Source organism: Alteraurantiacibacter buctensis (genome assembly GCF_009827655.1).
Classification (GTDB): domain Bacteria; phylum Pseudomonadota; class Alphaproteobacteria; order Sphingomonadales; family Sphingomonadaceae; genus Alteraurantiacibacter; species Alteraurantiacibacter buctensis.
Map to the genome: position 1 here is coordinate 104406 of NZ_WTYV01000004.1, position 12111 is coordinate 116516.

At 66.8% G+C, this 12111-nt stretch carries 12 protein-coding genes and 1 tRNA gene; 2 read left to right on the forward strand and 11 right to left on the reverse strand.

Features of this window, described 5'->3' with window-relative positions; translation table 11 throughout:
- Positions 1 to 6: 6 nt before the first annotated feature.
- From GRI99_RS11005 to GRI99_RS11035, 7 genes are all read right to left on the reverse strand, one after another.
- Entirely contained in the window at positions 7 to 963 is a 957-nt protein-coding gene (locus tag GRI99_RS11005) for a DNA polymerase III delta subunit-related protein (protein ID WP_160772093.1), read from the reverse strand.
- Positions 960 to 1598, reverse strand: a complete 639-nt coding sequence (tmk, locus tag GRI99_RS18740; RefSeq protein ID WP_160772094.1) for a dTMP kinase — start codon at positions 1596 to 1598, stop codon at positions 960 to 962. Before tmk ends, GRI99_RS11005 begins: the two co-directional genes overlap by 4 nt.
- On the reverse strand, positions 1595 to 2770 hold the full coding sequence (locus GRI99_RS18745; RefSeq protein WP_337192907.1) for a D-alanyl-D-alanine carboxypeptidase family protein: 1176 nt from the start codon (positions 2768 to 2770) through the stop codon (positions 1595 to 1597). The genes tmk and GRI99_RS18745 overlap by 4 nt, the downstream gene beginning before the upstream one ends.
- Before the next feature lie 68 nt (positions 2771 to 2838).
- Positions 2839 to 3912: an SPOR domain-containing protein gene (locus tag GRI99_RS11020; RefSeq protein WP_160772095.1), complete on the reverse strand. Its 1074-nt coding sequence runs from the start codon at positions 3910 to 3912 to the stop codon at positions 2839 to 2841.
- Positions 3896 to 4996 carry a lytic murein transglycosylase gene (locus GRI99_RS11025; protein WP_237438301.1) on the reverse strand — a complete coding sequence of 367 codons (1101 nt, stop codon included), beginning with the start codon at positions 4994 to 4996 and terminating at the stop codon, positions 3896 to 3898. Before GRI99_RS11025 ends, GRI99_RS11020 begins: the two co-directional genes overlap by 17 nt.
- Before the next feature lie 71 nt (positions 4997 to 5067).
- Positions 5068 to 5928 carry a DUF8021 domain-containing protein gene (locus tag GRI99_RS11030; RefSeq protein ID WP_160772096.1) on the reverse strand — a complete coding sequence of 287 codons (861 nt, stop codon included), beginning with the start codon at positions 5926 to 5928 and terminating at the stop codon, positions 5068 to 5070.
- A 35-nt stretch (positions 5929 to 5963) separates the two neighbouring features.
- Positions 5964 to 6809: a DUF8021 domain-containing protein gene (locus GRI99_RS11035; protein ID WP_160772097.1), complete on the reverse strand. Its 846-nt coding sequence runs from the start codon at positions 6807 to 6809 to the stop codon at positions 5964 to 5966.
- Between the two features lie 131 nt (positions 6810 to 6940).
- On the opposite strand from GRI99_RS11035, the gene GRI99_RS11040 reads away from it, so the two are divergent.
- A tRNA-Ser gene (locus GRI99_RS11040) sits at positions 6941 to 7030 on the forward strand.
- Positions 7031 to 7055: 25 nt separating this feature from the next.
- On the opposite strand, the gene GRI99_RS11045 is transcribed toward GRI99_RS11040, so the two are convergent.
- Genes GRI99_RS11045 through GRI99_RS11060 form a run of 4 tightly spaced genes read right to left on the reverse strand, consistent with a single transcriptional unit; the run spans position 7056 to position 11529 of the window.
- Entirely contained in the window at positions 7056 to 8411 is a 1356-nt protein-coding gene (locus tag GRI99_RS11045) for an MFS transporter (protein WP_160772098.1), read from the reverse strand.
- A 39-nt stretch (positions 8412 to 8450) separates the two neighbouring features.
- Positions 8451 to 9863 (reverse strand): dihydrolipoyl dehydrogenase, encoded by a 1413-nt coding sequence (gene lpdA / locus GRI99_RS11050; protein ID WP_160772099.1) that lies wholly within the window; start codon positions 9861 to 9863, stop codon positions 8451 to 8453.
- Positions 9860 to 10207, reverse strand: coding sequence for an acyl-CoA thioesterase (locus GRI99_RS11055; protein ID WP_160772298.1), 348 nt, complete (start codon positions 10205 to 10207; stop codon positions 9860 to 9862). Before GRI99_RS11055 ends, lpdA begins: the two co-directional genes overlap by 4 nt.
- 44 nt (positions 10208 to 10251) lie before the next feature.
- Positions 10252 to 11529: a pyruvate dehydrogenase complex dihydrolipoamide acetyltransferase gene (locus GRI99_RS11060; RefSeq protein ID WP_160772100.1), complete on the reverse strand. Its 1278-nt coding sequence runs from the start codon at positions 11527 to 11529 to the stop codon at positions 10252 to 10254.
- Positions 11530 to 11655: 126 nt separating this feature from the next.
- Between GRI99_RS11060 and GRI99_RS11065 the strand changes: the two genes are divergently transcribed.
- A complete protein-coding gene (locus GRI99_RS11065; protein WP_160772101.1) occupies positions 11656 to 12108 on the forward strand; it encodes a universal stress protein in 453 nt (150 codons plus the stop codon).
- The last annotated feature ends 3 nt before the right edge of the window (positions 12109 to 12111 follow it).

The following is a 12111-nucleotide window of genomic DNA, read 5'->3' on the forward strand; positions in this document are numbered from 1 at the left end:
CAGGCCCTAACCGGCGGTCCGGACGGGCGCAAGGTGCGCCAGCAGGGTGCCGATCTCCATCACCAGCAGTCCGGGATCGAAATTGTAGATCGGGAAATGGGCGGCAAGCTGCGCCAGGTCGGCATTGGTTTCCACCAGCGCGGGCACTTGCGTCATCGGCGTGGTGGCCATGCGTTCGGCCAGCACGGTGCGCGCCAGGTCCAGCACGGCGGCCTGCCGCTCTCGCGAGGGGCGCGTGCCGATGGCATCGGCCAGCTTGCCGCGCAGCTTGAAATCCGCATCCCCGGTGGCGGCAATCTGCCCCATCAGCGTGTGCAGCGGCCCCAGGTCCAGCTCCACGAAATCGAGCGCCGCGCCGGGCGAGCCTGCCGCCGCCGCAATCGCTGCGGTGCGCGCGGCGGGACTGCCTGACGGGGCCTCTCGCTCCAGCACCTCCTCCATCTCGCGGTTGTCCAGCGGGCGGAACGGCAGCATCCGGCAGCGCGAGCGGATGGTCGGCAGCAAGCGGCCGGGCCGGTGGGTGACAAGCAGGAAGAAGGTGCCCTGCGGCGGCTCCTCCAGGCTCTTCAGCAAGGCATTGCAGGCACTCTTTTCCAGGTCGTCCGCCGGATCGATAATGATCACCCGGCGGCTGCCCAGCGTGGGCCGAGTGTTTAGCCGGAGCTGCATCTGGCGGATTTGGTCGATGGAAATGTTCCGCTTCAGGGCGAAGGGCTTGCCATCCTCGCGCTTCTTCTCGTCTTCCTTGCTGGCGGGCAGGTTGGTCAGCACGATCACGTCGGGATGTTCGCCCGGGGGCTGCGGCACGCCGGGTTCCGCCACCAGCTCGCGCGCGGCGGTCAGCGCAAAGGTGGCCTTGCCCAGCCCCTTCTTGCCACCCAGGATCCAGGCGTGGTGCATGCGCGCGCCGGCCATTGCCGCGCGCCACTGGGCCCAGGCCTCCTTGTGGCCGAGCAGGGTCATACCGTGAGACCCAGGCGGGCGCGGACTGCGGCCAGTACTGCCACATGGACGGTCTGGGCGCTCCCGTTGCCGTCGATCACCGCCACCCGCTCCGGCTCGGTCGCAGCGATGGCAGCGAAGCGGCGCGCGACCTTGGCGTGGAAATCGGCATCACGTCCACCGATCCTGTCGCTGCCCTCGGCATCGCGCAGGGCCAAGCGGGCCGTCACGGTGGCGGGGTCGACTTCCACCAGCAGCGTCAGATGCGGCATGAAACCCTCTGTCCCAAGCCGATGGATCGCCATGATCTCCGCATCCGGCAGCCGCCCTTCCCCGCCCTGGTAGGCGCGGGTGGAATCGATGTAGCGGTCGCACACCACGATCGCGCCCCGCTCCAGCGCGGGACGGATCAGCGTTTCTACATGGTTGGCGCGCGCGGCGGCGAACAGCAGCGCTTCCGATCGCAGCGACCAGGCGGTGCCTTGCGGATCGAGCAGCAGGTGCCGGATGGCTTCCGCTCCCGGTGTGCCGCCCGGCTCGCGCGTGACCACCACCTCGTAGCCCGCTGCCTGCAAGGCATCGGCCAGCAGGCGCGCCTGCGTGCTCTTGCCCGCGCCCTCGCCGCCCTCCAGCGTGATGAACTTGCCCCTTGTCACGAGAAGAACTCTGCCACCCCGTTGACCAGCCTGTCCAGCGGTCCGGCCTCGCCCACGTCGGCCGCCGCCTCCAGCGGCACGTCGAACGCGGGCATCGAATCCATTTCGACGTGCAGGCTGGCAATCACTTCGCCCTGGCTGATCGGCGCCTCCAGCGGGCCGCGATAGCGGATGGTCATGCGCGGTGGCGCGGCACCTCGGTCGATCGGGTGGGCCAGCGCCAAATCCTGCGCCACCCGCAGCGGCACGTGGCGCGCGTCGCCGCCCTGCACGCGCGCCCGGCCCACGATCGTGCCCTTTTCCGCCACTCTGGTGCTGGCGAAGTTGGCAAAGCCCCATTCCAGCAGGCCGCGCGCAGCCTCGTCCCGCAGGCGCGCGGTTGGCGATCCGGCCACCACAACGATCAGCCGCCGTCCTTCGCGCTTGGCGGAGCCGATTACGGTATAGCCAGCCTCGCTGGTGAAGCCGGTTTTCATGCCGTCGCCCCCCGCCACCTTGCCGGTCACCGGATCATGGTTCGCCTGCGTAAGCCCGCGCCAGGTGAGCGTGGGGTGGCCGAAATAGCGCCGGTAGAGGCCGGGGTAGCGGTTCACCAGCGACGACCCCAAGGTGGCCAGGTCGCGCGCGGTGGTGAAGGTCTGCCCTTCGTCGGGAAAGCCGTTGGCCCCGCCGAAGTGGGTATTGCCCATGCCAAGGTCTGCCGCATTGCGGTTCATCAGCCGCACCCAGGCGCGCAGCGATCCGGTGCTGGCCAGTGCCATGGCCACGCAGGCATCATTGCCCGATACCGTGGTTGCTCCCAGCAGCAGTTCGCCAAAGGTGGGTCGCTCCCCCGCCTTGAGAAACATCGACGAGCCCTCGCCGGACCACTGGTCCTCCAGGTCCTGGCTGATCAGGAACGGGGTGGCAGGATCGATGCGCCCTTCGTCGATCAGGCGGAAGGCGGTGAAGGCGGTCATCACCTTGGTGACCGAGGCGGGCATGAAGCGGCGGTCGATCTCGCGCGCGAAGAGGTGCTGGCCGGACGACACATCGACCAGCAGCGCCACCGGGATTTCGGGAGAGATGGGGGCGGGTCCGCGCAAGGTGGCGGGATCGGGTATGGTCAGGGCACGCGTCTGGGCCAGCACGTGGGGCGGCGCGGCCAGCGCCAGCCAGGCCGCGGCACCCACTGCAATTGCCCGGTATGAAGCCAAGGTCACTCCCGCGCGGCCCGCCCGGGACAACCCCGTATCAGGCTTCAGCCGCCGTTATAGATTCGGGCATCGCTATAACCCGCCGCCCGCACGTTGGCGAGCGAGGCCTCGGCTTCTGCACGGCTGCCGAAGGGGCCGGTGCGGACGCGGTAGAGGTTGCCCGAGTGGCTGACCCGGCCGTTGATCTGGCTCGCCACGCGCTGGGCGTTGGCCGCAACGGAATAGGCTCCGGCCTGAACCACCCAGCCGCCCGTAGAGGGAACAGGGGCCGCAACAGGTGCGGGTGCGGGTGCCGGTTCGGGCTGTGCCTCTGCAATGACCACGGAGGCCGGTTCTGCCGGCTCGTCAGCAGCCGGCGTCAGGGCAAACGCGTCGGCCACGCTGCTCGGCTCAACGCTAACGTTTTCAATGGCGGTCGGCACCGTCAGCGCTGATGTTGCCAGCGGCGCGAGTGCCGGGGCAGGCTCGACCGGCTCGACAGCTGGAGCGACGACAGACGGCGGCACGCTGCCCACTGGCTGCACGCCCCCCGCCAGGCTGGCTGAACCGTTAGCTGGCAGGCGGCGGCGCAGCACTTCAACCAGTCCGCGCGGGGTATCCATCCGCAGGGGGGCTTCCTCGCCTGCCCGCAGCAGCGCACGCTGGCTTTCCGGCGGATTGACACGGCGCACCCGCACCGGGGTATCGGCGGTAGCCCCAAGCTGCGCCATGGCGGCGGGCGACAGGGCCACCAGATGGTTGCTGTCCATCGGTCCGCGTGTCTCCAGCCGCACCAGGATGGTCCGGCCGGTCTCCAGCGAGGTGACCTCGACATAGCACGGCACCGGCAGAGTATGGTGCGCGCCGGTGATGCCATTGCCGGCGCCGGCGGTGGCATAGCCGACCTCGTCATAGTTCAGCGTATCGGCCGGGCGATAGGTCACCTCGCCGATGGTATAGGGTTCACCGATGGTCAGCGGATAGTCGGCCTGCGGGCCGTTGGCCGGCAGGGCAACGCTGGCCGGAACATCGCGCGCCTGCGCGCAAACGGCCAGCGCGGTGCTGCTCAGCAGCGCCAGGCAGAGGGCGGCCAGGCGGGGTCCACGCGGGTGGCGCGGGTTCTCAACGGGAAATCTCATCTGCAAGCAACCCCACGCTCATGGCATAGTAGTTCGAGCAGTTATATTCGAGGATAACCCTATAATTCTGGGTTAACAGGTAGCCCGGCGCGGCCGGACCATCGGGCTCGAACAGTGAAGCCATCACGTCATCGCCCAGCGGGCCCATCGGCTGCACGCCAAGGGCGCGCCATTCGCGCACGGTCTTCCACTGGCTGTGCCGCCCGTGAACCCGGGGGCAGACCGGCGAGGTGACCTGGTTAACGACGGCGTCCCGGTCAAGCGAGTTGGGCACATAGGCGCGCACGCCCCAGGGCTGCCCCGGCCGCCAGCCGGCATCGCGGAAATAGTTGGCCACCGAATGCAGCGTGTCGACATCCGAATTCCAGATGTCCTTGTCCCCATCACGGTCACCGTCCACCGCCAGCCGCAGGTAGACGCTGGGCAGGAACTGCGGGTTGCCGAAAGCCCCGGCATAGCTGCCCACCAGGCTGGCGCGGGGCACGCCCTGGTCCACCATCCTCATCGTGGCGATCAGTTCGGGCTCGAACAGTTCACGCCGGCGGCCTTCCCAGGCGAGCGAGGCCAGCGAGCGAGGCAGGTCGAAGCTGCCCTTCACCGCGCCATAGGCGGTTTCATGTCCCCAGATGGCAATGACGATGGCTTCGGGCACGCCATAGGTCTGCTCTACCTCTGCCGCCAGTCCGCCCAGCCTGCGCATGGCTGCCCTGCCCCCATCGATCCGCGCCTGGCTGTTGTGCGTGCGCAGATAGGGGGCCAGCGGGCTGAAGCCGGTACTGTTGGGGCTGGTGGAGCGCAGGTTGTCCCGATCGAGCGAAATCACCCGTTGGTTGACCGTCAGCCCCCCCAGCACCTGATCGATCGCCCGTTGGCTGATGCCCTGCGCGCGCGCCCTGCCCGCCACTTCCCCCAGGTAGGCATCGAAGCTGGAATTGGCCCCCGCTTCGGCCACCGTGGCGTTGACGTCCTGCACCACCGGCTCGGCCACCAGCAGCTGCGCCTGCGCCATCGGCCCCATCGGCAGCAGCGCCAGGGCCAGGGTGGACAGGGCAGGCAAGGTCAGGTGTCGACGGGGCAATTTCATCCGCTGAATGTGCCACAGCTACCGGCGAATGGGAATCCCCCGCCGGCGGCTTTCATCGCATTTCGTGATGGTTACGGCAGGTCGGGCTGCATCCCGGGGTTATCGGCCAGCATCTCGCTGAACGGCCTGAAGCCGCAGTTGTTTTCGCCCAGGCAGTTGGTGACCGTGTGGACATAGCGGATCTTGCCATCCTCGATGCGGAAGGTGTGCACGTCGGGCCGGCGCTTCTCACCCATCTTCAGGAACACGGCCACCGCGCCCCGCTCCACGTCCACCACATAGTCACGCTCCACCATGGCCACGCCGCTGGGCACGCCCACGTTGCAGGTGTCGGTCGGCAGGCCGCGACCGGTGTAGATGCCGCCTTCCAGCCGCGCGCAGGGGGTGCCCCAGGGAACCACGGTGTCGGGATTGCTGAACAGGTCGAGATAGGCGTTGGCGGCGGCGAGGATCTCCTCGCGCGTGTTGCGCTGCCCTTCGGGGATCACGCCCCAGTCCTCGCGCGTGGCGTAATAGGCGGTGCGCTCGCCATCGAACAGCCAGTCGCCCTCCTTGCTGGTCACGTTTATGAACGGGCCGGTGCCGAAGAAGCCGCTGTTGACCTGGGTGGCGAAGACTTCCCACTCGTCACCGCTTTTCGCCACCACTTCGTTGAAGGTGCGGCAGGTGGTGGTATCGAGCAGGGCCATGTGGTGCACCACCTCGCGCGGGTGATCGAGGAACGCACCCAGCGAGCCACGCCGGCCGTTGCCGTTGTAGTCCACCCATTCGCCCAGGCTCATGGTCATCATCGTGCCCTGCTCGATCGCGCGCTTCCAGCTATCGGCAATCGCCTGCAGCGAATCGCGGGTGCAGGCCCCCTGGGCTGCGGCGGGGGTGGCGACGGAGAGGCCGGCCAGTACGGCCAGTGCAGCGAAAGTCTTGCGCATCATGGGGGTTTGCGATCCTTGGTTTGGGGTTGTCGTTATCAGGCGGGCGGCCCCTCGCCCATCGGCGGGAATCCGCAGTTGGGCTGGCCGTTGCAATTGGTGATGGTGTGGATGGCGCTGATGCGGCCGTTCTCCACGCGGAAGATGTGCACGTCGGCCAGGCCCTCCGGCCCGCCGAAGCGCAGGCGCACGGCCGCCGCGCCCAGCGTCTCGTCAACGATGTAGTCGCGGTCGACCAGTTGGATGCCCTGCGGAATGCCGACATCGCAGGTCATCGGGTCGTCGTCGCGCGCAGTGTTCAGGCCGCCCTCCAGTCGCGCGCAACGGTCGGCCCACGGCACTTCCACTGCCGGGTCGGCGAAACGGTCCAGATAGGCGTTGGCGGCGGCGATGATTTCGGCCCGGGTGTTGCGCTGGCCTTCGGGAATTACGGCCCAGTCCTCGGCGGCAGCGAACTGGCGGGTTCTGGCAGCATCAAACAGCCAGTCACCCGTGGTGGTGGTTACCACGTCATACCGGTTTACCAGCCCGCCGCGCGTTGAGATCTTGGTGCCAAGCACCCACGGGCTTGCGGGATCGTCGATGATCGCCTGCACGAAAATGGCGCAGGTGGTGGTGTCCAGCAGGCTGCGGTGCCAATCCACCTCGTGCGGCGTGGCCAGTACACCGCCAAAGGTCATCGAGGAGAGGCGATTGTTCTCACGGTATTGCACCCACTCGCCCATCGGCACGCGGAAGCCCTCGCCCGCCTCCTGCGCGGTGATGTAGAGATCGGCCAGATTCTGCAACTGTGCCCGGTCGCAGGCCCCTTGCGCAGCGGCAGGGGCGGCAATGCCAAGTGCAGCGCAACCCAGCGCGACAAGGGCGACATGTTTCAGGGCCATAGTCGTCCTCTCCCAAGACGGTTACGCGGCTTTGTTGGGCAGTGTTATCGCATGGATCGGACAATGTCATCATGGCCGTTGGGCCGAAGCGGGGTGACAAGCGCGGCGCGTGAAGCTAGCGCGTCGTTCGAGGACAGGTGGCCGAGTGGTTTAAGGCAGCGGTCTTGAAAACCGCCGTAGGTGCAAGCCTACCGTGGGTTCGAATCCCACCCTGTCCGCCAGGTTTGCGGACTGCCAAGTCGCCCCTCACACCTGCCCTGCATCGGGCGCCAGCACTGCCTTGCCGGTCCGGATAACGCGGCCCAGCACCAGAACCAGCAACGCCACGGTGAACGGCAGCAGCGCTGCGATTCCCAGCGTCAATTGCAGCGAGAAGTCCTGCGCCACGGCATAGCCGCCATAGATAGGCGCCAGCACGCCGCCCACGCGGCCTGCCCCGCCAGCCCAGCCCAGCGCCGTGCTGCGCATGCGCGGCGGGTAGATCTTGGTGATCAGGGTGTTCAGGCCAGCTTGCCCGCCGGTCTGCAGGAAGTTGAAGGCGATGAGGATCAGGATGAAGATCTGCGCCTCGAATGATACCCAGGCCATACCGATAAAGGCGGCAAACAACCCGATGTAAAACAGCGGGATCATCCGCGTGGCGCGGAACCGGTCCATCAGGTAGCCGATCAGCAGCGTGCCCGCGATGCTGCCCATATAGCCGATCAGGGCCGAAACCGCGAACTGCTGGATCGGCACCCCGGCCATCTCCTGGAAGAAGGTGGGCAACCACTGGCTGGTAAGTGCGATGCTGGTCATCGAGATCAGGCAGGCGGCCCACAGTACGCCGGTCATCAGCCCGCGCCCTTCGGTGAAGATGTCGGTCAGCTTCGCCTTGCGCGCCTCGCCACCGGACTTGCCCAGCACGAACACCGCGTCTTCCGGCACCATGAACTGCCGGTCCAGCTTGCGCAGGCTGGCCCCGATCCGCGGATCGTTCGGATTACGCTCGGCGCGGAACTTGAGCGATTCGGGCACGAAGAAGGCCAGCAGCGGGATGCACACCAGCGGGGCGATGCCGCCGATCCAGAAGGCGCTCTGCCAACCGTAATCGTCCAGCAGCCACGCTGCCACGGCCCCGCTGGCGGCGTTGCCGGTGGAGTAGCCGACTAGCGACAGCGCTACGAAAGTCGCCCGCCGCCGCGCAGGGGCCGCCTCGGAAATCAGCGCGAGCGCCATCGGTAGGCCGGCGGCCATGAACACGCTGGCAAGCGCGCGCAGCACAGTGAGCTGCGCCAGCGTCTGCGACCAGACGCTGGCCAGGGTGAACAGTCCGAACAGGCCGCACGAAATCATCAACATGCGCTGGCGGCCAATCCGGTCAGCCAGCGGCGAGACCACGAAGGCCCCCACGGCCATGGCGATCTGCTGCCACACGAAGAGGTTGGCCATCGCTTCCGGCGGCTGTCCGAATCCCTCGGCAATCGCGGGCGCGATCTTGCCGATCATGAACATGTCGAACCCGTCTATGAAGCAGACGAGCCCGCAGACCAGCAGCACCATTACCTGCGGCGTGCCGATCCGCTGGTTGTCGATGAACTCTTCGATGTCGATCCGTGTCATGCCGCAAGGTTAGACAGGACGCGGTGTTGAGCCGTCAACTCAAATATGCAGCGCTCGGCCATAGGCGGCCAGCACCGCCTCGTGCATCGATTCGCTGATGGTCGGGTGTGGGAACACGGTTTGCATCAGTTCCGCCTCGGTGGTTTCCAGCGTCTTGCCGACCACGAAGCCCTGGATCATCTCGGTCACCTCGGCACCGATCATATGCGCGCCCAGCAGTTCGCCCGTTTTCGCGTCGAACACGGTCTTCACGAAGCCCTCTGCCTCGCCCAAGGCAATCGCCTTGCCGTTGCCGATGAAGGGGAAGGTGCCGGCCTTGACGGTGTAGCCGGCTTCCTTGGCCTTGGCCTCGGTCAGGCCAACGCTGGCGATCTGCGGGTGGCAATAGGTGCAGCCCGGAATATTGCCGCGATCCAGCGGGTGCGGGTGGACGTCCTTGTTGCCGAGCTCCTTGGCAATTGCCTCGGCCGTGGTCACGCCTTCGTGGCTGGCCTTGTGCGCCAGCCAGGGACCGGGCGTGCAATCGCCGATGGCCCAGAGGCCCTTGGCCTTGGTGCGGCCAAAGGGGTCGATCTGGATAAAGCCGCGGTCCATGTCGACCAACTTTTCCACGCCGATATTCTCGGTGTTGGGGACGATGCCAATGGCGACAATCACATGGCCAAAATCGCCCGCCTCAACCTTGCCGTCCTTCAGCTTGATCTTGGCGGCCACGCCCTTGTCGGAGACCTTCAACTCCTCCACGCCCGCACCAGTGCGGATGGTGATGCCCTGATTGGTCAGCGCCTTTTCGAGGAAGGCAGACACGTCCGCGTCCTCCACCGGCACCACGCGGTCCAGCATTTCCACCACGGTCACTTCGCAGCCGATATCGTTATAGAAGCTGGCGAATTCGATGCCGATTGCGCCGCTGCCGATCACCAGCAGCCTGGTGGGCTTTTCCGGCGGGGTCATCGCGTGGCGATAGGTCCACACGCGCTTTCCGTCAGCAGGCGCGAACGGCAGGTCGCGCGCACGGGCGCCGGTGGCCAGGATCACGTGCTTGGCGGAGAGCTGCTCCTCGCCCTTCTCGCCCTTCACCATCATAGTGGTCGGCCCGGTCATGGTGCCGGTGCCCATGTGGACGGTGATCTTGTTCTTCTTCATCAGGTGGGTGACGCCGGCGTTCAGCTGCTTGGCCACGCCCCGGCTGCGCTTGACGATGGCGGCCAGGTCCGCCTCGATCGCGCCGGCAATCTTCAGGCCATAGTCGCTGGCGTGCTGGGCAAAGTGCATGATCTCAGCACTGCGCAGCAGCGCCTTGGTGGGGATGCACCCCCAGTTGAGACAGATGCCGCCCAGCAGCTCGCGCTCAACGATGGCGGTCTTCAGACCAAGCTGCGCGCAGCGGATGGCAGCGACATAGCCGCCGGGGCCGGAACCGAGAACGATAACGTCGTATTGGGTGCTCATGCCTGCTCCTGCGCCCCTTCGATGGGCCTTGGCTTGCCGTTGTCATCAATCGCCACGAAGGTGAACTTCGCCTGCGTTACCTTGGTGGCCGTGTCCACATGGCGCGGGCGGCGCCAGGCTTCCACGGCGATGGTCATGCTGGTGCGGCCCACGCGCTCGATATGGGCATAGACCGAAACCTCGTCACCCACCTTGACCGGTTCGTGGAACTGCATCCCGTCCATCGCAACGGTTACCGCGCGGCCGTGGGCATAGCGCGCCGCTGTAAGCCCCGCAGCGCTGTCCATCCAGCTCAGCAGCCAGCCGCCGAAGATATCGCCATAGGCATTGGTATCGGCCGGCATGGCCGTGACCCGGATTGCGGGATCGCGGCCGGGAAGCACTTCGCTCAAGCCAGCAGCCCCAGCGGGTTCTCGATCAGCTCCTTGAACACCTTCATCAATTGCGCGCCGTCCGCGCCGTCAATCGCACGGTGGTCGAAGCTGCCGGTGGCGCTCATCACCGATGCGATCTGCAGCGCGCCGTCGACCACATATGGGCGCTGCTCACCCGCGCCGATGGCCATGATCATGGCTTGCGGCGGGTTGATAACGGCTTCGAACTGCTTGATGCCGAACATGCCCATGTTGCTGAGGCTGGCGGTGCCGCCCTGGTATTCCTCCGGCGCCAGCTTGCCTTCCTTGGCGCGGGCGGCCAAGTCCTTCATCTCGGTGGAGATGGCGGACACGGCCTTGCTGCCGGCATCCTTGATGATCGGCGTGATCAGGCCACCGGGGATGGAGACGGCCACCGAGATATCGGCGCGCTTGAACTTCAGCAGCGTATCGCCGGCGAACTGCACGTTGCACACCGGCACTGCCACCAGCGACTTGGCCAGCGCCTTGATCAGCAGGTCGTTGACCGACAGCTTCACGCCCTGGCTTTCCAGCGCCGCGTTCAGCTCGCCGCGCAGCTTCAGCAACTTGTCGAGGTTGATGTCCACCGTCAGGTAGATGTGCGGAATGGTCTGCTTGCTCTCGGTCAGGCGGCGCGCGATAGTCTTGCGCATGCCGGACAGCTTCTCGACCTCGTGCGGGATGCCGAAGTCCTGCGCGGCGGGTGCGGCAGCGGGTGCAGCGGCCGGAGCCTGAGCGACAGAAGCCGCAGGAGCCGGTGCGGCCCCCGGCTTCGCGCCCTCCACGTCAGCCTTGACGATGCGGCCATTGGGGCCGGAACCCTTAACGCCCGCCAGGTCCACGCCCTTCTGTTCGGCAATCCGCTTGGCCAGCGGCGAGGCGATCACGCGGTCACCCGCGGCGGCCTTGGCCATTGCGGGAGCAGGAACTGGTGCCGGTGCGGCGGCGGGAGTTTCGGCCTTGGCCGGTGCAGCAGCGGGCGCAGGCGCGGCGGCAGTTGGGGCGGAAGCGGCGGCCGAAGCATCCTCGCCCTCGCCCGCCAGCAGCGCGATCACGGTGCCCACCTTCACGCCTTCGGTGCCTTCGGCCACCTCGATCTTCGCGATGGTGCCTTCGTCTACCGCTTCGAATTCCATCGTCGCCTTGTCGGTTTCGATCTCGGCCATGATGTCACCGGCGCGAACGGTGTCACCTTCCTTGACCAGCCACTTGCTGAGCGTGCCTTCCTCCATGGTCGGCGACAGGGCGGGCATCTTGATGGCGATCGGCATGGTCCGGAACGGGTCCCTCTGGTCTTTCGGCAATGGCCCGTCTCTGGCCAATTTGCCGCGCTCCCGCAAGGTTCCTCTCGCGTTTTCCCTGCAGCCACGATAATTCCCTGCCGGGGAGCAGAGCCGATGCGCGTCTATCTGGTGATTGTCGACGAGACGCAGGAGGCGCACGTAGCCCTGCGCTTCGCCTCGCGCCGTGCCGCCAAGACCGGGGGCGTAGTGCACCTGCTGGCGCTGGTGCCCAAGCAGCAGTTCAGCGCCTTCGGGGCGATCCAGGAAACCATCGAGGAAGAAGCGCGCGAGCGCGCCGAGATGCTGGCCACGGGCGCGGCGGGCGAATTGATGGTGGAAAGCGGCAAGATGCCGCAGATTTCCGTCCGCATGGGTGACAGCAAGGCGGTTATCAGCGAATACCTGGGCGAACATCCCGAAGTTGCCGCCCTGGTGCTGGGCGCCGCGGCAGAAGGCGGGCCCGGGCCGCTGGTCACGCACTTTACCGCCAGCGCCGGCAGCCTCCCCTGCCCGCTGTTCATCGTCCCGGGCAGTATGTCGGAAGAAGAAATCGACCGGTTGAGCTGAAGC

Bases quoted from the DNA above. Each gene is read 5' to 3' on its own strand.
- GRI99_RS11005 (WP_160772093.1), bottom strand. From the start codon at position 963: ATGACCCTGCTCGGCCACAAGGAGGCCTGGGCCCAGTGGCGCGCGGCA.
- GRI99_RS11020 (WP_160772095.1), bottom strand. From the start codon at position 3,912: ATGAGATTTCCCGTTGAGAACCCGCGCCACCCGCGTGGACCCCGCCTG.
- GRI99_RS11025 (WP_237438301.1), bottom strand. From the start codon at position 4,996: ATGAAATTGCCCCGTCGACACCTGACCTTGCCTGCCCTGTCCACCCTG.
- GRI99_RS11030 (WP_160772096.1), bottom strand. From the start codon at position 5,928: ATGATGCGCAAGACTTTCGCTGCACTGGCCGTACTGGCCGGCCTCTCC.
- GRI99_RS11035 (WP_160772097.1), bottom strand. From the start codon at position 6,809: ATGGCCCTGAAACATGTCGCCCTTGTCGCGCTGGGTTGCGCTGCACTT.
- GRI99_RS11045 (WP_160772098.1), bottom strand. From the start codon at position 8,411: ATGACACGGATCGACATCGAAGAGTTCATCGACAACCAGCGGATCGGC.
- lpdA (WP_160772099.1), bottom strand. From the start codon at position 9,863: ATGAGCACCCAATACGACGTTATCGTTCTCGGTTCCGGCCCCGGCGGC.
- GRI99_RS11055 (WP_160772298.1), bottom strand. From the start codon at position 10,207: ATGCCGGCCGATACCAATGCCTATGGCGATATCTTCGGCGGCTGGCTG.
- GRI99_RS11060 (WP_160772100.1), bottom strand. From the start codon at position 11,529: ATGCCGATCGCCATCAAGATGCCCGCCCTGTCGCCGACCATGGAGGAA.
- GRI99_RS11065 (WP_160772101.1), top strand. From the start codon at position 11,656: ATGCGCGTCTATCTGGTGATTGTCGACGAGACGCAGGAGGCGCACGTA.